This window comes from Streptacidiphilus sp. EB103A (assembly GCF_041261405.1).
Classification (GTDB): Bacteria; Actinomycetota; Actinomycetes; order Streptomycetales; family Streptomycetaceae; genus Streptacidiphilus.
Genome location: NZ_JBGCAQ010000013.1, coordinates 240,345 through 258,339 on the forward strand (window position 1 = coordinate 240,345; position 17,995 = coordinate 258,339).

Here is a 17,995-nt window from a genome sequence, read left to right on the forward strand (position 1 = left end):
GCGATGAGCGGTCACCTGATCGATACGACTGAGATGTACCTGCGCACCATCTTCGAACTCGAGGAGGAGGGCGTCGTCCCCATGCGCGCCCGGATCGCGGAGCGGCTGGAGCAGAGCGGCCCCACCGTGAGCCAGACGGTGGCGCGGATGGAGCGCGACGGCCTGCTGGAGGTCGCGGACGACCGCCATCTGGAGCTGACCGAGGGCGGTCGGCAGCTGGCGACACGGGTGATGCGCAAGCACCGCATCGCCGAATGCCTGCTGGTGGACGTCATCGGCCTGGAGTGGGAGCAGGTCCATGCCGAGGCCTGCCGCTGGGAGCATGTGATGAGCGAGGCGGTGGAGCGCCGGGTGCTGGAACTGCTGCGGCACCCCACCCAGTCGCCGTACGGCAACCCGATCCCCGGGCTGGAGGAGCTGGGGGAGATCCCGGCGGACGAGTCCGCCGCGGAGACGCTGGTCACCCTGGACGAGCTGGCGCCGGGTTCGGAGGGCAAGAGCGTGGTCATTCGGCGGATCGGCGAGCCGATCCAGACCGACGCGCAGCTGATGTACACGCTGCGACGGGCCGGGGTGCAGCCCGGGGCGGTGGTGAGCGTGACCGACGCTCCCGGCGGGGTGCTGGTCAGCAGCGGCGGCGAGGCCGCCGAGCTGGACAAGGAGATCGCCGCGCATGTGTTCGTCGTGCGCGCCTGATCGTCCCGACCGGACACGCTTGCCGAACAGGACGGAAGGACCCGGCTCTTTCCCCGAGCGCCGGGTCCTCCCGTTCCCCCCGTCTCCCCCGTCGTTCCCCCCGCCCGGCTTCCCCTCCGGGCTCCCCCTCGTGCCCCCGCACTCGCTGCGACTCCTGCGGCGGCTCCTTCCGACGGTTGATCCTTACGACCCCATTCCTCCCCTCGGCAGCAATCCGCAATCCTTGAGCACTGTCACTCGAAAGTGGGGCTTTTTCACCCGGCTGCGTGGGTAGTGATGACATTCCGTCAGAAATCGCAAGGAATCCGGATGGAAGCCGCACAGAGCTGTGCCCCCGAGTCCGGTGTGGAACGGGGGCACAGGGGGACGCCGGGCTGCGGCTGACGGTCGCTCAGGAGACGGGCGACGACAGCGGCGCCTCTCGCCCGCACGCATAGGCGATCGGGTTGATCAGCTCGGTGGCCTCCGGGAGCCAGCGGTTCAGGGTGGTGGGCTCCCTGGCCCACTGGGCGAAGCCGAAGGTGCTCACCCGGGTCGGCGGGGCCACGATCCAGTCGCCCTCGCCGTGGCCCATCAGGTCCAGCCGTCCCGGCCCCCAGCCGAGCCTGCGCAGCAGGTCCGGGAGCTTGGGCAGCGATCCCGGCAGCACCAGGAAGATCAGCCGCCGACCGCGGCCCGCGGTCCCCGCGCCGCCGCCGGGGACGGCCAGCACCGGGCCGAGCTGCAGGCCCATCCGCTCCATCCGGGCCAGTGCCAGGCAGCCCGCGATCTCGGGCACGTCGATGGCGTCGAAGGCGCGACCGGTCGGCAGTAGCACCGAGGCCAGCGGGTTGTCCGTCCACCAGCGCCGGACCACGCCGGGGCCCGCGCTGGCCTTGCGCGCCCAGTCGCGGGTGGTCGGGTGCGCACCGGGGGCGGGGCAGCCGAGATCACCGCAGGAGCAGCGCAGCGGCCCCTCGTCCTCGATCAGCCAGCTCCCGGCGGCGACCTCCCAGTGACGCTCCTCCGCGTAGCGGACGGCGGCCTCGATCAACAGGTCGCGGGCGGCGTCCTGATCGGCGGCTTGACGGACAGCGGTCGGCCGGGTAGCTCCCAGGGTGTCTTCCACGTTGTGCACAACTTGCGAGGACTGGGAGGGTTACGGGCGTTGCCACGAAAGTGGATCGAGGCTTTCCGGCGAACGGGGGCGCGTCGGTGCACGGACGGGGCGCACAGGGGGCCCCGGGGCAGGTAGCGGGTATCCCCCCGGGGAGACCTCTGGCTACCCTGGACGGAATGTCTCAATTGCCATGCTGTGGCGACCTCCTGAGGGCGTCCTGTCGTCGATGGCAAGGGATTGACGCCCGATCAGGCTTCACGTGCTCCTTTTCTGGGAATGCTGATGACCTGTCGGGGTGACCACCACGCCCGAGGGGGAGGCACGTCCATGGCCGCCAGACCACTGGTCGCACGACAGCCCAACGAACGACTCCAGGCGTTGATCCAGGAGGCGGGCTGCTCGAACGCCGGGCTGGCCCGGAGGGTGAACCTCTGCGGTGCCGAACACGCGCTCGACCTCCGCTACGACAAGACCTCGGTGGCCCGTTGGCTGCGCGGCCAGCAGCCGCGCGGGCAGGCGCCGGCCGTGATCGCCGAAGCCATCGGCCGCAAACTCGGACGGTCCGTCACCGTCGAGGAGATCGGCATGGCGGACGGCCGCAACCTCTCCTCCAGCATCGGACTGCACTTCTCGGCCACCCTCTCCGGCGCCGTCGAACAGGTCTGCGAGCTGTGGCGCAGCGACGTGGGCCGGCGCGACTTCCTGATCGGGACCTCGGTCGCCGCCTCGGCCCTGGTGGAGCCCAGCCGCGACTGGCTGATCACCCGGCCCGACGAGCAGGTGGCCCGCAACGGCGGTCCCCGGGTGGGGCTCGCGGACGTCGAGGCGGTGCGGGCGACCACCGAGATGCTGGTGGAGCTGGACCACCGGTTCGGCAGCGGGCACGTCCGCCCGGTCGTGGTGCACTACCTCAACAGCGTGGTCTCCGGCCTGCTCTCCGGCTCGTACCGGGAGGAGACCGGACGGGCGCTGTTCGCCGCCGTGGCCCGACTCACCGAGCTGGCCGGCTACATGGCCATCGACACCGGCCAGCCGGGCCTGGCCCAGCGGTACTACATCCAGGCGCTGCGGCTGGCCCAGGCGGCGGGGGACCGGGCCTACGGGGGGTACGTCCTGGCGGCCTCGATGAGTCATCTCGCGGCCACCCTGGGCAACCCCCGGGAGATCTCCCAGCTCGCCCGCGCCGCCCAGGAGGGCGCGCGGGGCGCGGCCACGCCCACCGCGATGGCGATGTTCTACGTCGCCGAGGCACGCGGCCATGCCCTGCTCGGCGACGCCCGATCCTGCGACGCGGTGGCCGCGCGCGCGACCGACGCGATGGAGCACAGCCGCCCCGACGAGGACCCGGCCTGGATCGGCCACTTCGACGGCGCCTACCTCGCCGACGAACTCGCGCACTGCCACCGGGATCTGGAGCAGCCCCGACAGTCCGCCCGGCAGGCCGAGGAGGCGCTGCGCGGCCATCCGGAGACCCGGGTGCGCCGCCGTGCGGTGGACCTGGTGCTGCTGGCCACGGCGCAGCTGCAGCTGAAGGACGTGGAGCAGGCGTGCGAAACCGGCGCGCGCGCCGTGGACTTGCTCTCCGGCCTGCGGTCGGCACGCGGCGCGGAGTACCTCGACGACTTCCGGCGCAGGCTGGAGCCTTTCCGCGAGCAGCGCGTGGTGCGGGAGTTCCAGGCGAGGTCGCTGGCGGAGGCTGCGGCCTGAGGCATGCCGCGGCGCTGGTGTGCCGTCAATACCGGAGGGTTCATAGCAACACTTCCGGGTGAACCGGTAGCGTGGGCTGTTGTCCATGGGATCGTCACAGCACGGCGCCATGGAACCGGCCAGTGGTCCCGCCCCGGTGCGGGGGCAGAGCAGCCCGCCCACCGGGCGAAGTGAGGATGCGCGTTGAATCTCCGTCGCCCCAGCAACGACGAGCTGACCCCTGAGGACCTGTTCAGACCGGAACCGGCCGGTGGCCCCGCGGGTGGGCGGCAGCCCGGGGAGACCATGCCGGGCGAGATCATCCGTTCCTCGCCGGACGGGCTTCCGTGGAACGCCCCGACGCAGGCGCAGCCCGAGGGACACCCGGAGTACTACGGGGAGCCGGCGTACGGCGAGCCGGGCTACGGCGAGGTCGGCTACGGGGACCAGGGCTACGGCCCCCAGGCGCAGTCGGCCGCTCCGGTGCAGGAGGCCTCGACGCAGTTCATGCCGCCGTTCCCGGCCACGCCGCAGCCGCAGCAGCCGACCTACGGCAACGGGTACCAGCCCGCTCAGCAGGGCTACCCGCAGGCCCAGGGCCAGACGCAGGGCTACGGCCAGAACGGCTACGGCGCCCCGACCCAGGCGTACCAGCAGAACGGCTACGACCAGGGCGGTTACAACGAGGGCGGTTACCACCAGGGTCACGACGACCGCCCGGCCCGCCGTTTCAGCAACCGCAGCATCGGCATCGCCGTGGTGGCCGGCTGCGCGGTCGTGGGCATCGTGGTCGCCGCCGCAGTCGGCAGCAGCGGCTCGTCCCAGGGCGCGACAGCCGCCGGCACCAGCAGCTCCGCGGCCGCCGGCTCCGGAGCGAGCAGCGGCGCCTCGGTCTCGGCCGGCCAGGCGCAGGCCAAGGCCATGTCCGACCTACTGGCCACGGCCTCGCACAGTCGTTCGGCCGTGATCGGCGCGGTGAACGACATCACCCACTGCCAGAACCTGGACCAGGCCCAGCAGAACCTCACCGCCGCGGCGGGGCTGCGCAAGCAGCTGGTCACCCAGCTGGGCAGCATGCAGACGGACCAGTTGAAGAACGGATCCGAGCTGGTCACGGCGCTGCGGCAGGGCTGGAAGGCCTCGGAGAGCGCCGACAGCCACTATGCCTCCTGGGCCGCCGAGTCCAAGGGCAGCTGCGCGAAGAACAACAAGCCCAAGAACGGCGGACGCAACGCCGCCGACGAGGCCAGCGGCACCGCGAGCACCGCCAAGGCGAAGGCGTCCCGGCTCTGGAACGCCATCGCCGCGGAGACCGGGCTGCCGAAGCTGTCGGCGACCGAGCTCTGACACTCCGCCCAGGAGCGTGCGCTACTGCTTCAGCAGCAGCGCACGCACATCCTGCAGTCCCGACGTGCTCTCGCTGAGCTGCCCGTTCCGCACGCCCAGGAAGGTCACCCGGGTGTTCACCAGCCGGGGCGCGGTGGCCAGCGGCAGCTGGTCGTTGATGCCCCAGGACAGCGGCGGGGTCTGCCCGCCGGTGTCGATCGGCCCGCTGGAGTCCAGCGCGATCCGCACCGACTTGGCCGTGATCGGCCCGGTCATCCCGGAGACGACCTTGCGCAGCACCTCGTAGGCGATCCAGGTGGTCTCCTCGCCCGGGTCGGCGGTGTTGATCCGGTTGTCGGTGAAGGCGTAGGTCTTGACCAGGGTGTGCAGGGTGTTCCACGCCGGGCTGCTGTCCGGCGGGTACCAGCCGGTGGCGAGCAGCGACTGCAGTGGGCCGCCCGCGCCGCCGGTGGAGTCCACCAGCGACTGCTGGACGCTGCCGATGACCGAGGACAGCTGGGTGTGCTGGGTGCCCTGCCGCCGGAAGTCGTCGAAGAAGGTGGCCGTGGAGGCCGGGTCGAGGGCGGTGGTGACGCAGTTGCCGGGCTGGTCGCCGCCGATGGCCCGGACCGCCGCGTCGGTGTAGCCGGTGAGCCCGGAGTTGACCGGGACGTCCACGGTGGTCACCTGGCCGGTGGAGAGCCCGGCCTTGAGCGAGCCCAGCATGGTGTCGCCGATGAGGCTCTGCGGACGGACCACGGCGACCCGCCGGCAGCCGGCCCGGACCAGCTGTTCTCCGTTCCCGGCCAGCAGGGTCCGGTAGCCGCCGTTGACGGGATAGGAGTAGATCGAGCTGAACTCCTCGGCGGACAGCCCGAACCCGCCGAGGTAGGGGATGTCGGCCGACTCCAGCAGCGGCATGAAGTCGCTGCCGAACTGGCTGTAGGAGCCGACCACCGCCACCGCCTTCCTGGCGACCGCCTCGTTCGCGCAGTCGACGGCTCCGGCGCTGGTGTTGTGCTCGTCACAGGTCAGCACCTGGACCTGGTGCCCGCCGATCCCGCCGGTGGCGTTGAAGTCCTTCGCGATCGCGGTGGCCAGCGCCGGTATCCCGGCCTGGCTGCCCACGGTGCCCTCCTCCGGCGCCCAGGTCATCACCGTGACCGCGCCGGTGTCGTGCTCGGAGGCGTCCGCGGCGCCTCCGCAGCCCGCCAGGCCACCCAGGAGCAGGGCCGTGCCCGCAGCTACGGCTGCCGTGCGGCTCGATCGTCCGGTGGACCTCATGGCACGGTATCCCTCCCTGGGGGCGGGCTCCGGTCGGCCCGCCACGTAGCTCGGGGGAAAGCTTCGGGGCAGCGGTGTACGGCGGCACGGCGCTCCCGGGAACGCCCGACCAACGGCTTGGGAACAGCAGGCGTCATGGGAACGTAGGATCGATTCTCATGCAGGGTTCGCAGCACAGTTCCGAAAAGTCTTCTCGAACGGCACCCCGCTCCGGGACTATGGGCGGCATGCCGCTCACTGACATCCCCTGGTGGCGCTGGCGGGCCCGGGTCCGCTCAGCCCTGCACATGCTCGGCGACCCCGCCTTCCAGCAGGAGTGCTGGGTCAACGGCCGGGAGGGCTACGGCGACGTCACCGACGCCGTCTACCGCCTGGTCGAGGACACCTGGCTGGACCGCTGGTCCGCCGAGAAGTACGTCGGGACGATCGTCCGCGACTCGGCCGAGGCCGCCCTCGTCGACACCGCGGTGCTGCGGGTGCTGCGGATCATGCACCAGGTCGGCCCGGACGCCCCCTCCGCCGCGTACCTGGCGCACCACGGCTGGCCGGAGGCGGTCCGCGCCTGCCACGACGCCCACGTCCGGCTGACCCTGAACGACGGCGAGGACCCGGACGTCCCGCCGCGCTCGCTGGAGGTGCTGTCCATCCTGACCCGCGTCGTCGCGTGAGACGGGTCGTCGGGCGGCCGACGGTCTGTGGCACGCTGTCCGGTCAGTAGTCCCACGTCAGCAGCCAACACGTCAGCAGTCCGCACGAGAGGCAGCCTCCGGTGTCACAGCAGCAGCCCGGCACGGGCCAGTACGTACTGACCCTGTCCTGCCCGGACAAGCAGGGCATCGTGCACGCGGTGTCCAGCTACCTCTTCCTGACCGGCTGCAACATTCTGGACAGCCAGCAGTTCGGGGACGGCGCCAGCGGGCTGTTCTTCATGCGGGTGCACTTCTCCGCCGATTCACCGGTGACTCTGGAGAAGCTGCGGGCCAGCTTCGCCGCGACCGGCGACGCCTTCCGGATGGACTGGCAGATCCACCCCTCCGCCGAGCGGACCCGGGTCCTGCTGCTGGTCAGCAAGTTCGGCCACTGCCTCAACGACCTGCTGTTCCGGGCGAGCACCGGGGCGCTGCCGGTGGACGTGGTCGGGGTGGTGTCCAACCACACCGACTTCCAGGACCTGGCCGCCTCCTACGGCATCCCGTTCCACCACATCCCGGTGACCGCCGCGACCAAGGCCGAGGCCGAGGCGGCGCTGCTGGAGCTGGTCGACGCCGAGCAGGTGGACCTGGTCGTGCTGGCCCGCTACATGCAGGTGCTCTCGGACGACCTGTGCAAGGCCCTGGCCGGGCGGGCGATCAACATCCACCACTCGTTCCTGCCGAGCTTCAAGGGCGCCAAGCCCTACCACCAGGCGCACGCCCGGGGCGTGAAGCTGATCGGCGCCACCGCGCACTATGTGACGGCCGAGCTGGACGAGGGCCCGATCATCGAGCAGGAGGTGGTCCGGGTCAGCCATGACGTCACCCCCGAGCAACTGGTCGCGCTGGGCCGCGACGCCGAGTGCCAGGCGCTCGCCCGCGCGGTGAAGTGGCACGCCGAGCACCGCGTCCTGCTCAACGGCACCCGCACCGTCGTCTTCGCCTAGCGGCGCCGGCGGCCGGCCTCAGGGCCGCGAGAGCAGCCGGGCGGCGTGCAGCAGGTCGCGGGCGGCGCCGCGGTCGCCGGTGATGCCGTGGGGGGTCCGGTCCGGATCGCGGTGCGCCGCGCACAGGAAGCAGAACTCCACGCCGTCGATGGCGACGGTGGCCACCGGTTCGGTGTCGGCCGGCAGCGGCGCGGCGCCCGGGGCGGGGACCTCCAGCGGCACCAGCCACTCGCTCTCGCCTCGGCCCTCGATGATCAGCTTCACCGCTCTGATGCCCTGCGGATCGCCGTAGGACGCGTCCTGCCGTCCGCTCGGCGCGGCCGCACCGGCGTCACGCAGGGCGCTCAGGGCGTAGGGGAGCAGCCTGGTCGCCAGCCCCACCATGGTCCGGATGTGCACTCCGCGCGGCGGCCCGTAGGGCCAGCCCACCGCTTCGGCGATGTCCTCGGCGTGGATCCAGCACTCGAAGGCGCGGTCCACGAAGGCGTCCCGCAGCGGCAGCCGGAACGCGCCGTAGTCCACCAGCAGATCCCCGGCCGGCGGGGTCCGGCCGGCCGCCTCGGCCAGCGCTGCCGTCTCGACCAGGGCTCGGGTCTGCTCGCGCCAGAAGGCCCGTACGGTCTCCGGGCCGCGGCGGCGCTGCAGTGCCGTCAGCCGGGTGCTGCGCTCCACCAGGTCGATGCCGCCGTCGGGCGAGGGCACCGGATCGGGCAGTCCCAGCGCCCGGGAGACCACGCCGTCGACCGCCGCGAGATGGCAGAGCACCTCGGCCGGCCGCATCCGCTCCGAGCCGCCGTGCCAGGGCAGGTCCGCGTGCTCCAGCCAGTCCAGCTCGCCGAGGTCCCGCAGCAGCGCGTCCAGCCGGGCCGTCTCGGCGACGAAGGCGTCCGCGTAGTCGGGGACGCCGACCTCCGGCGCGCGCCGGGCGAGGGCGCGGGCCAGCACCTGGGTGCGCAGGGTGGGAGCCGGGTCCAGCGGTTCGTCGGCGGAGAGCCAGCCCGCTGCGTCCCGCAGCCGTCCGGCCTCCTCGGCGCAGCCGGGGCAGCCGGCCAGGTGCTGCTGGACCTGCGCGGCCTCCTCGGCGGGGCAGGCGTCCAGGGCCCAGGCGCCGAGCAGCCCGCGCAGCGTGTCGTGGTCGGGCGGCCCGTCCGGCCGGCTCTCCCGTATCGGGGCGCTCATGAGGTGTGCTCCGATGAGAGGGCGGTGGCGAGGAGTTGGAGGCCGAGCCGCATCCGGTGCTTGGCGGTGGCCGTGCTGATGCCGAGCTCGCGCGCGGCCTGCTGGTAGGTGCGGCCGCCGAAGTAGGTGAGCACCAGGGTCTCCCTGAGCGCTTGCGGGAGCGAGGTCACCACGTGCTGGACCCGGGCCGCCGTCGCTTCGGCGAGGACCTGCTCCTCCACGCTGGAGGACTCCGGCGGGGCGGCCGGGTCCTCCTTGCCGTTCCCGGCGTCCGCGTCCAGCGCCTGGTCCCGGCGCAGTCCCTCGACGGCGCGGCGGTGGGTGAGGGTGCCGATCCAGGAGCGCATCGAGCCCTGGGCCGGGTCGAAGTCGGCCGGATGCTCCCAGACCTGGGCGAAGACGTCCCGGACCACCTGCTCGGCGGCCTCGGAGTCGTCCAGCACGCGGCTCGCCAACCCGAGTACCAGCGGCGCGAACTGGTCGTACAGCTCGCCCAGCGCGGACTCCTCGCCCCGGGCGAGGCGGCGCTGGATCTGGCGGTCCCATCGGATCGGGGCCGACGTCGCCATGGGCACCGCCCTTCCTCAGGCTTCGGAAAGTGTGGAGTGTCCCTGTTCGAACCTAGCGCGGCCCGGTGCGGTGGCAGGCCGCTTCACCAAAACTGCCGCTGTCGTCCGTCGCCGCCTCCGGATAGCCTGATGACTCGTCAAGGACACCCGGTGACCGTTTTTCCCGGACTTCTGTCCCCTGTCGCCACCTCCGCCCCATCCACCGTCCCAACGACCCGAGAATTGCGGCACAGCGTGAGCACACTGACAGTGACGGCCGAGACCCTCGACAGCTGGACCTTGCTGCGCGTGGCCGGAGAGATCGACCTGGTCTCCGGCACGGTGGTGCGCGACCAGGTGCACCACGCCGTGGCGTCCGGTCGGCGCCGCATCCTGCTGGACCTCAGCGAGGTCCGCTTCTGCGACTCCAGCGGCGTCGGCGTGCTGATCGCCGCCCGGCGGCTGCTGCGCTCCTGCTCGGGGGAGCTGCGGCTGATCCTCCCGGCCGCCCGCGACAACCAGGGCAGCAGGGAGGTGCACCGGGTGTTCAACGCCCTGGGCATCCGACGCCTGTTCGACATCCACCCCGACGTGACCTCGGCCAGCGGTCCGGTCGGCGATCTGCCCCGGGGCAGGCGGTCCGAGGCCGTGCGGGGCGCCCAGTAGGCTCGGGGGGCTCGACCGGACCGGACCTGGAGTGAGAAGCCAACTCGTGAACGCGCCCGCCACCGCCGTCTCCCTCTCCGTCGTCCTGCCGGTGTACGGGGTCGCCGACTACCTGCCGCGCTGCCTGGACTCCGTCCTCGCCGACGACCTCCCCGGGCTGCAGGTGGTCGCCGTCGACGACTGCTCGCCGGACCGCAGCGGCGCGATCCTGGACGAGTACGCGGCCCGCGACCCCCGGCTCACCGTGCTGCACCTGGACGTCAACCGCGGCCTGGGCGGCGCCCGCGAGGCCGGGCTGGAGCGGGCGACCGGCGACTACGTCTGGTTCGTCGACAGCGACGACTGGCTGGCCGACGGCGCGGTGCGGGCCGTCGCCGAGCGGCTGGCCGCAAGCCGCCCCGACGTGCTGGTCACCGGCTTCGCCCGGGTCTACCCCGACGGCAGCGTGGAACCCGACACCTGGCGCGGCGCCATGGCGGACGCTCCGGAGACGCTCACCCTCGCGGAGCGCCCGGCACTGCTGAACATGATCCTCTCGGCCTGGAACAAGGTGGTCCGCCGCGACTTCCTGCTCGGCCTGGACGTCCGCTTCGGCGACGGCTTCTACGAGGACATCTCCGTCACCTACCCGCTGCTGCTGGCCGCCGATCGGATCAGCCTGCTGCCGCAGGAGCTCTACTTCTACCGGCGCGAGCGCGAGGGCGCGATCACCAACACCGCCTCGCCCCGGCACGCCGACGCCTTCGCCCAGTACGACGCGATCTTCGCCTTCCTGGACCGCCGCCCGGAGATCCCCGCCGCGCTGCGCCGCATGGTCTTCGACCGCACCGTGAAGCAGGCGGTGACCGTGCTGGACACCCCGGGCCTGGTCCCGGCCGAACTGCGGGCGGAGTTCTTCCACCGCGCCTCGGCGCACTTCCGACGGCACCGCCCCGGGGGCTACAGCTACCCGGGCGGGCTGCGCGGGGTCCAGTACCGGCTGGTCGACCGCGACGCCTGGGGCGCGTACCAGCGGCTGCGCCCGCTCCAGGCGCTTCCGCGCACCGTGCGCCGCAGTGCCCGCCGGGGCGTGCCGCTGGCCAGGCGCGCCGTGCGCAGCACCGCCAGGCACGGCCTCTCCGCCGCCTACCGCAGGCTCCCGCTGGACGAGAACCTCGCCGTCTACGCCGCCTACTGGTACCGCGGCTACGCCTGCAACCCGGCGGCGATCTACCAGAAGGCCCTCGAACTCGCCCCCGCCGTACGCGGGGTGTGGGTGGTGCAGACCAGGGCCCAGGGCGCGGCGATGCCGCCCGGCGTGCCGTGGGTGCTGGAGAACACCCCCGCCTATCTGAAGCTGATGTGCACCGCGAAGTACCTGTTCAACAATGTCAACTTCCCGCACACCTGGGTCAAGCGGCCCGGATCGGTGCACATCCAGACCCAGCACGGGACCCCGCTGAAGTACCTCGGCCTGGACCTGCGGGACCGCCCCGAGGCCGCCGCCGGCATGGACTTCGACCTGCTGCTGGAGCATGTGGCCCGCTGGGACTACCTGGTCTCGCCCAACCCGCACTCCACCGAGGCCTTCGGCCGGGCCTATCCGGGCGACTACCGGGTGCTGGAGACGGGCTACCCCCGCAACGACCGGCTGGCCGTCGCCACCCCCGAGGAGACCGCCGCGATCCGGGAGCGCCTCGGCGTCCCGGCAGGCAGCACCGCGGTGCTCTACGCACCCACCCACCGGGAGCAGCACCAGGAGTACGTCTCCGTCCTCGACATCGAGGCGCTGGCGACGGCGCTCGGCCCCGGCTACACGCTCCTGGTGCGCACCCACTACTTCTACGCCCGACCCGACGCCGCCGGTGCGGGCGCGGGTGCCGACGGGAGCGAGGGCGCACGGATCCTGGACGTGTCCGGGCACCCCTCGGTGGAGGAGCTCTGCCTCGCCGCCGACGTCCTGGTCACCGACTACTCCTCGGTGATGTTCGACTACGCGGTGCTGGACCGGCCGATGGTGGTCTTCGCCCCGGACTGGGACGACTACCAGCGCATCCGCGGGGTGTACTTCGACCTGACGGAACAGCCGCCCGGGCCGGTCGCCACCACCCAGGAAGCCCTGACCGCCGTCCTGGCCGACCGCTCGGCGGCCGGCTTCGCCGGCACCGACGCGGCCAAGCTGCGCGCGGCGTTCCGGGAGCGCTTCTGCCCCTGGGACGACGGCGGCGCCGCCGAACGCGTGGTCCGTGCGGTGCTGCCGGTCGACCCGGGGGCAGCGGGGCGGGAGTGACGGGAATCACAGGACCGACGGGCCGAGGGGACTGACGGGAGGTCAGCTCCCCGGTCAGTGCCCGGTGATCTGCTTCGACATCCAGGTCAGCATCGGAGTCATCTCCTTGGCGAAGGTCGTGGTGTCGTGGCTGCCGCTGGAAAGTGTCAGCAGCTGGCTGGTCCCCGGCGTGTGCAGCGCCTTGATCAGCGCCCTCGCGTCCGCGACCGTGCGCCCGTCGGTCTGCACGCCTTGGGCCATCAGCACGATGTCCGGCTGCTTCTTCATGTTCTGCAGCAGCAGCAGCGGGTTGTTGGCGGCCGCCAGGGCGGGGTCCTTGAGCACCACGGCGGCGTCCGGTGCGTTGTAGCCGGACATGGTCACCCCGGCGTGGAAGACCTCCGGGTACTGGACGGTGAGGTTGGCGGCGCAGTAGCCGCCGGCCGAGTAGCCCGCGAGACCCCAGTTCTTCGGGTCCCTGGACACCCGGAAGTTGTGCTGAATCAGCGTCGGGACGTCCTTGGCCAGCCAGGTCGCGGTCTGGTAGCCGCCGGGCAGGTTGACGCAGCCCGAGTCCCTGCTCCCGCCGAACATGTTCAGCTTCGCCGAGACCAGGATCATGGGCTTGGCCTTGCCCTGGCTCATCAGTGTCTTCATCACTGTGTCCGCGTGCATGCTGCCGAACCAGGCCTTGGGCGTGCCGGGCGTGCCCGGAAGCAGCTCCAGCACCGGGAAGTCGGTGTGCGCGTATGCCGGTTCGTTGTACTGCGGGGGCAGCCACACATAGATGTCGCCCTTGATCCGTGAGGCGGGGCCGACCGCGGTCGCCGAGAGCACGTCGTTGTTGTACTTGCTGAAGGTGAGCTTCTCCGCCGAGACCTCGCTCGCCCCGGTGCCGCCCCTGCCGCCGGTGCTGTCCCCTCCGGACGCGGTCATCTGCACGCTCGCGTTCTGGCCGAACAACGAGCCCCAGGTGTCGTAGAACGGCCCCATCTTGTTGTTCACGAACACCAGGACCATGAGTACCGCTGCGAACTGGCTGAAGACGATCAGGCCGACCCTCGCGGTGATCTTCGCCGGGGCCGGCCCCGGTATCCGGTTCCAGACCGTCACCAGACCTACCACGGTTGCCACGACCAGGAGGATGGTGAGGACGAAGAACGGCGTACCTGTGAGACTCATCGCTGACCTTTCCGGATTCTCCCGCCGTCGTCGGCAAGGGCCCCGGTAGGCCCCCGCTGGACGGAATCCGCAGGTGAAGACGCACCGCAAGGCCATCAGGTTGCTTGCTGGGGTCTTCTTCGCAGCCGCATGGCGATTCCGGGACGCGCGCTTGAGACGAGCCTACCTGGATGCCCGCTGGGAGCCTCATACGATCGGATGACCTTCATCCCGGACATCCGGCGGGGTAGCACGTGACCCTGCGTACTGCCTCAGCGCTGCGGATCCTGCCAGGGCAGCGCCGCGAACAGGTCGCGCAACTGGTGCTTCAGCACCTTCCGCAGCGTCTCGTTGAGCGGAAGCGCGTCCACCACCTCCAGCTGCTCCGGGATCTTCTGCGCCATCAGCCCCGCCGAACGCAGCCGTTCGGCGATCTCCTCCAGCGTCGGCGGCCGCACCCCGGGGCGGCGCTCGACCACCGCGCAGACCCGTTCACCACGGACCGGGTCGGGCAGTCCGATCACCGCTACGGCGCCGACCCGAGGGTCCTGGTAGATCAGGTCCTCGATCTCCTTGGCCGAAATGTTTTCACCCTTGCGGATGATGATGTCCTTGAGCCGTCCGGTGAGCACCACATGCTCGTCGGCCCGGACGTACCCCAGATCGCCGGTGCGCAGCCAGGGTCCGGCGGAGTCGACGACGGCGAAGCCCTCCTCGGTGAGCGCCGGATCGGTGTAGCCGCGGCAGACCATCGGCCCGCGCAGCCACACCTCACCCTCCTCTCCGATCGCGGCCTCGTCGCCGTCCCTGCGGACCACCCTGACCTCGCAGCCGGTGACCGGATGCCCCTCGGTGCAGGCGAGCTGTTCCGGGGTGTCGGTGGGGGAGCCCATGCAGATCGCCGGGACCTCGGTCATCCCGTAGCCGTGGGCCAGAACGCAGCCCAGCTCCTCGGCCACCTCCCGGTACATCTCCGGCGGGCGCGGGGCGCCACCGCCGGAGATGATCCGCAGATCGGCCAGCAGCCGCTCGCCGGGCGGCAGTTTGCGCTGCTCGGCGAGGAAGGCGGCGTAGAAGGCGGTGGAGCCGCCGGCCATGGTGACGCGGTTGCGCCGGTACGCGGGGAGCGCCCCCGGCAGCGCGAAGACCTCGACCAGCAGTGCCGGGAATCCGTACACCAGCATGGTGACCAGATAGTCCGGGCCGCCTATGTGTGCGTAGGGGAAGGCGATCGAGCCGACGTCGGAGGGGCTCATGCCGAGGGCGTCGGCGAGCCCGGTGCCGCCCGCGATCAGGGTGCGGTCGGTGTGCTTGGCGCCCTTGGGGGCGGAGGTGATGCCGGAGGTGTAGTAGATCCAGCGGATCGGAGCCCGCTCGTCGGAGAGGTCGGTCCGGGGCGGGGCCGGCAGGGTGGCCGGGTCGCCGAGCGGGAGGTCGGACTCGGCGTAGGCGGTGACCACGCGCGGCGGGTGCGGCAGCGCGCTGCCGGTCTTCTCGGCGAAGCCGGTGTAGTCGAAGCCGCGCCAGTTGCCCGGGGTCAGATACAGCGCGGGCCGGGCCTCCTGGAGGATCTGTGCCACCTCGGCGCCCCGGTAGATGGCGATGATCGGCGTCTGGACGGCGCCGAGCCGGGCCAGGGCCAGCGAGAGCAGCACCGTCTCGATCCGGGTGGGCAGCTGCCAGGCGACGGGTGTGCCCTCGCCGACGCCGTACTCGGCCTGCAGCCCGGCGGCGATCCGCAGCGCCCGGTCGCGGACCTCACGGAAGGTGAGCACCCGGTCGGTCCCGGCCTGCGCGTCGACCTCCTGGATCAGCATCGGGGCGTCGGGTGTCTCGGTGACCCGCCGCTCCAGCAGGTCCCAGAACGTCCGGGCGTCGGCGACGGTACTGGGCATGCTGGGCATGGGACCTCCCGTTGGAGACCTGACTGATCGTCAGATGTGTGACGAGGCTAACTGTGGCGGGACGGGCCCTCAACCCCTGGGCGGCGTCCGGGGTTCGGGCGACCATCGGCCGACGACGGCGGCGCTGTCCGTCACGCTCGCGACCAGCGCCAGGGTGTGCGTCAGCACCGCCTCGGCGTACTCGGGCGGCGTGCCCGCCACCGCGTCGCGGGGCAGGACGACCTGGAAACCCGCGTCCACCGCGCCGAAGGCCAGCTCCAGCAGCGCGACGTTGACCGACACCCCCACGCAGACCAGCGTGCTCGCGCCGAGGTTGCGCAGGACCGAGGCCAGTCCGGTGTCCTGGAACGGGCCGAGGCCGTGCAGCCGGGGAACGACCAGGTCGCGTGCCGGGTCCGCGCCGATGCCGGGGTGCAGCTCGGCCGCCGCGCTCCCGGGCGTGAGCGCTGCGCCCGGGTGCGCCGCCGCGATCCGTGCCGCGGCCGCGAACAGCCGCGCATTGGCGTTGGCGCCGAGCCCGTCCGGCCGTCGCACCGCCGTGCAGTGCACCACCGGGACGCCTGCGGCGCGGGCGGCCGCGACCAGCGAGCGGACCTGGCCGACCAGCTCGGCCTTCTCGGCGGCCGCGGCGAGATCGGGAAAGACGGCCTGCTCGCCCAGAACCCCGTTCTGACACTCGCAGGTCACCAGCGCGCTGCGGGCGGGGTCGAGCAGGCGTTCCAACCGCTCCCTGGCATCCGCCATGCCGTCCCCGCCTCCCACTCGGTCGGGCGCTTGCCGCCCGAACCTCGGCTCACTAGTCTGAATCTGACGGAGCGTCAGGTAAAGGGTTCGGGCAGCCGGACCTCGGAGGGAGACCAATGGACCACCCCGAGCCGCAGCCGGGACTTGACGTGGTGACGACCGTGGACGACCTGCCGAAGGTGGTCAGCGTCGACGACCATGTGATCGAACCCGCGAACCTCTTCGAGACCTGGCTGCCCGCCAAGTACCGCGACCGGGGCCCCAAGCCGCTGCGGGCGGGCATCGGCGAGCTGGCCTACGTGGGCGGCAAGTACCGGATCACCATGGACCCGGACGGCCCGCCCACCGACTGGTGGATCTACGAGGACCTGAAGTTCCCGTACAAGCGGAACATCGCCGCCGTCGGCTTCGACCGCGACGAGATGACCCTGGAGGGCATCACCCGCGAGGAGATGCGCCGGGGCTGCTGGGACCCCAAGGCCCGCGTCGACGACATGGAGAACAACCATGTCGAGGCCTCACTCTGCTTCCCGACCTTCCCCCGCTTCTGCGGCCAGACCTTCGCCGAAGCCCACGACAAGGAGGTGGCCCTGGCCTGCGTCCGCGCCTACAACGACTGGATGGTGGACGAGTGGTGCGGCGACAGCGGCGGCCGGCTGATCCCGCTCTGCCTGATCCCGCTCTGGGACGTCGACCTGGCCGTCGCCGAGATCCGCCGCAACGCCGCGCGCGGTGTACGGGCCGTCTGCTTCAGCGAGATCCCCACCTACCTGGGTCTGCCCTCCATCCACTCCGGCTACTGGAACCCCTTCTTCGCCGCGTGCGAGGAGACCGGGACGGTCGTCTGCATGCACATCGGCTCCTCCTCGCAGATGCCCGCCGCCTCCCCGGACGCCCCACCGGCCGTCCAGGCCACGCTGAGCTTCAACAACGCCATGGCCTCGATGACGGACTTCCTCTTCTCGGGCGTGCTGGTCCGCTTCCCGGCGCTGAAGCTCGCCTACAGCGAGGGCCAGATGGGCTGGATCCCCTACGCCCTGGAGCGCGCCGACGACGTCTGGCGCGAACACCGCGCCTGGGGCGGCGTGCGGGACCTGATCCCGGAGCCGCCGTCGACGTACTACTACCGCCAGATCTACGCCTGCTTCTTCCGCGACAAGCACGGGATCGCCTCCCTGGACACGGTCGGCGTCGACAACGTGACCTTCGAGACGGACTACCCCCACGTCGACTCGACCTGGCCAGACACGGCCGCGGTCGCCCTGGACCACGTACGTGGGCTGCCGAAGGACGTGGTCTACAAGATCATGCGGGGGAACGCGATTCGGATGCTGGGGCTGGGGTTGGACGGGGGTGGGGGTGGCGTCGGGCACGGGCTCGGGGGAGGCAGGGCGGCGTAGTCGGCTGTTTGCGGCAGCTGTAGGTGGCTTACACGGCGCCACCGTTGCCGCCCACCCCCGTCCGTGGCTTGTTGCTGCTGCTCGCTCCGCTCGCGGGCCAACTGCAGCGGGGGAGCCGGGTCGGGGCCGGGCGCCGTTCCCGGGCTGGGGGTCGCGGGTGGGGCGTGCAGAAACGGTTCTGCGGCAGGGCTTCGGGCGAACCGGGGTCACTTTCGGGACGCTGGGGCACTTTTGGTACGCCAGGACCGGGGCAAATCGGGCATTACGGCATGATCAAGTGACACCTTGTCCCGAAAGTGACCCCAGTTCGCCATTGAGCCGGGCTTTTGGGGTCACTCTCCATACGTTCGGGTCACTCCCTCGACGCCCAATTCGGACATTGCGGGCAGGAGGCGTCGGATGAGTGACCCGAACG

General features: G+C 71.6%; 15 protein-coding genes. 8 read left to right on the forward strand and 7 right to left on the reverse strand.

Translation table 11 applies throughout. From position 1 onward, the window contains the following. Positions 1–3 precede the first annotated feature (3 nt). Entirely contained in the window at positions 4–696 is a 693-nt protein-coding gene (locus ABH941_RS22720; protein ID WP_134001711.1) for a metal-dependent transcriptional regulator, read from the forward strand. 391 nt (positions 697–1,087) lie between these two features. On the opposite strand, the gene ABH941_RS22725 is transcribed toward ABH941_RS22720, so the two are convergent. Then, the gene (locus ABH941_RS22725) at positions 1,088–1,804 is read right to left on the reverse strand and encodes a bifunctional DNA primase/polymerase (protein WP_370131249.1); all 717 of its coding nucleotides are present in this window, start codon (positions 1,802–1,804) and stop codon (positions 1,088–1,090) included. A gap of 318 nt (positions 1,805–2,122) precedes the next feature. Here ABH941_RS22725 and ABH941_RS22730 point away from each other — a divergent pair, with 318 nt between their 5' ends. Both ABH941_RS22730 and ABH941_RS22735 read left to right on the forward strand, forming a co-directional pair. Beyond that, on the forward strand, positions 2,123–3,502 hold the full coding sequence (locus ABH941_RS22730; RefSeq protein WP_370131250.1) for a transcriptional regulator: 1,380 nt from the start codon (positions 2,123–2,125) through the stop codon (positions 3,500–3,502). A 183-nt stretch (positions 3,503–3,685) separates the two neighbouring features. Beyond that, the gene (locus tag ABH941_RS22735) at positions 3,686–4,828 is read left to right on the forward strand and encodes a hypothetical protein (protein ID WP_370131251.1); all 1,143 of its coding nucleotides are present in this window, start codon (positions 3,686–3,688) and stop codon (positions 4,826–4,828) included. Positions 4,829–4,849: 21 nt separating this feature from the next. Here ABH941_RS22735 and ABH941_RS22740 read toward each other — a convergent pair whose 3' ends face one another. Further along, a complete protein-coding gene (locus tag ABH941_RS22740; RefSeq protein WP_370131252.1) occupies positions 4,850–6,091 on the reverse strand; it encodes an ABC transporter substrate-binding protein in 1,242 nt (413 codons plus the stop codon). Between the two features lie 158 nt (positions 6,092–6,249). On the opposite strand from ABH941_RS22740, the gene ABH941_RS22745 reads away from it, so the two are divergent. After that, entirely contained in the window at positions 6,250–6,759 is a 510-nt protein-coding gene (locus tag ABH941_RS22745) for a hypothetical protein (RefSeq protein WP_370131253.1), read from the forward strand. A gap of 101 nt (positions 6,760–6,860) precedes the next feature. Beyond that, the gene (gene purU, locus ABH941_RS22750; protein ID WP_370131255.1) at positions 6,861–7,730 is read left to right on the forward strand and encodes a formyltetrahydrofolate deformylase; all 870 of its coding nucleotides are present in this window, start codon (positions 6,861–6,863) and stop codon (positions 7,728–7,730) included. Positions 7,731–7,748: 18 nt separating this feature from the next. On the opposite strand, the gene ABH941_RS22755 is transcribed toward purU, so the two are convergent. Both ABH941_RS22755 and ABH941_RS22760 read right to left on the reverse strand, forming a co-directional pair. Continuing rightward, a complete protein-coding gene (locus ABH941_RS22755; RefSeq protein WP_370131256.1) occupies positions 7,749–8,909 on the reverse strand; it encodes a zf-HC2 domain-containing protein in 1,161 nt (386 codons plus the stop codon). Then, positions 8,906–9,478 carry a sigma-70 family RNA polymerase sigma factor gene (locus ABH941_RS22760; protein ID WP_370131257.1) on the reverse strand — a complete coding sequence of 191 codons (573 nt, stop codon included), beginning with the start codon at positions 9,476–9,478 and terminating at the stop codon, positions 8,906–8,908. Before ABH941_RS22760 ends, ABH941_RS22755 begins: the two co-directional genes overlap by 4 nt. A gap of 234 nt (positions 9,479–9,712) precedes the next feature. On the opposite strand from ABH941_RS22760, the gene ABH941_RS22765 reads away from it, so the two are divergent. Then, entirely contained in the window at positions 9,713–10,123 is a 411-nt protein-coding gene (locus tag ABH941_RS22765) for an STAS domain-containing protein (RefSeq protein ID WP_370131258.1), read from the forward strand. 46 nt (positions 10,124–10,169) lie between these two features. Next, positions 10,170–12,392: a CDP-glycerol glycerophosphotransferase family protein gene (locus tag ABH941_RS22770; protein ID WP_370131259.1), complete on the forward strand. Its 2,223-nt coding sequence runs from the start codon at positions 10,170–10,172 to the stop codon at positions 12,390–12,392. A 54-nt stretch (positions 12,393–12,446) separates the two neighbouring features. Here the strand turns inward: ABH941_RS22770 and ABH941_RS22775 are convergent, their stop codons facing one another. The 3 genes from ABH941_RS22775 to ABH941_RS22785 form a co-directional block, all read right to left on the reverse strand. After that, positions 12,447–13,553 carry an alpha/beta hydrolase gene (locus ABH941_RS22775; RefSeq protein WP_370131260.1) on the reverse strand — a complete coding sequence of 369 codons (1,107 nt, stop codon included), beginning with the start codon at positions 13,551–13,553 and terminating at the stop codon, positions 12,447–12,449. Positions 13,554–13,804: 251 nt separating this feature from the next. Beyond that, a complete protein-coding gene (locus tag ABH941_RS22780) occupies positions 13,805–15,436 on the reverse strand; it encodes a class I adenylate-forming enzyme family protein (protein ID WP_370131261.1) in 1,632 nt (543 codons plus the stop codon). A 69-nt stretch (positions 15,437–15,505) separates the two neighbouring features. After that, on the reverse strand, positions 15,506–16,180 hold the full coding sequence (locus tag ABH941_RS22785; RefSeq protein WP_370131262.1) for a cysteine hydrolase: 675 nt from the start codon (positions 16,178–16,180) through the stop codon (positions 15,506–15,508). Positions 16,181–16,296: 116 nt separating this feature from the next. On the opposite strand from ABH941_RS22785, the gene ABH941_RS22790 reads away from it, so the two are divergent. Then, the gene (locus ABH941_RS22790) at positions 16,297–17,580 is read left to right on the forward strand and encodes an amidohydrolase family protein (protein WP_370131263.1); all 1,284 of its coding nucleotides are present in this window, start codon (positions 16,297–16,299) and stop codon (positions 17,578–17,580) included. The last annotated feature ends 415 nt before the right edge of the window (positions 17,581–17,995 follow it).

Excerpts from the sequence above, each read along its gene's own strand:
- ABH941_RS22720 (WP_134001711.1), top strand. The coding sequence starts at position 4 with ATGAGCGGTCACCTGATCGATACGACTGAGATGTACCTGCGCACCATC.
- ABH941_RS22730 (WP_370131250.1), top strand. The coding sequence starts at position 2,123 with ATGGCCGCCAGACCACTGGTCGCACGACAGCCCAACGAACGACTCCAG.
- ABH941_RS22740 (WP_370131252.1), bottom strand. The coding sequence starts at position 6,091 with ATGAGGTCCACCGGACGATCGAGCCGCACGGCAGCCGTAGCTGCGGGC.
- ABH941_RS22745 (WP_370131253.1), top strand. The coding sequence starts at position 6,250 with ATGCAGGGTTCGCAGCACAGTTCCGAAAAGTCTTCTCGAACGGCACCC.
- ABH941_RS22755 (WP_370131256.1), bottom strand. The coding sequence starts at position 8,909 with ATGAGCGCCCCGATACGGGAGAGCCGGCCGGACGGGCCGCCCGACCAC.
- ABH941_RS22760 (WP_370131257.1), bottom strand. The coding sequence starts at position 9,478 with ATGGCGACGTCGGCCCCGATCCGATGGGACCGCCAGATCCAGCGCCGC.
- ABH941_RS22775 (WP_370131260.1), bottom strand. The coding sequence starts at position 13,553 with ATGAGTCTCACAGGTACGCCGTTCTTCGTCCTCACCATCCTCCTGGTC.
- ABH941_RS22780 (WP_370131261.1), bottom strand. The coding sequence starts at position 15,436 with ATGCCCAGCATGCCCAGTACCGTCGCCGACGCCCGGACGTTCTGGGAC.
- ABH941_RS22785 (WP_370131262.1), bottom strand. The coding sequence starts at position 16,180 with ATGGCGGATGCCAGGGAGCGGTTGGAACGCCTGCTCGACCCCGCCCGC.
- ABH941_RS22790 (WP_370131263.1), top strand. The coding sequence starts at position 16,297 with ATGGACCACCCCGAGCCGCAGCCGGGACTTGACGTGGTGACGACCGTG.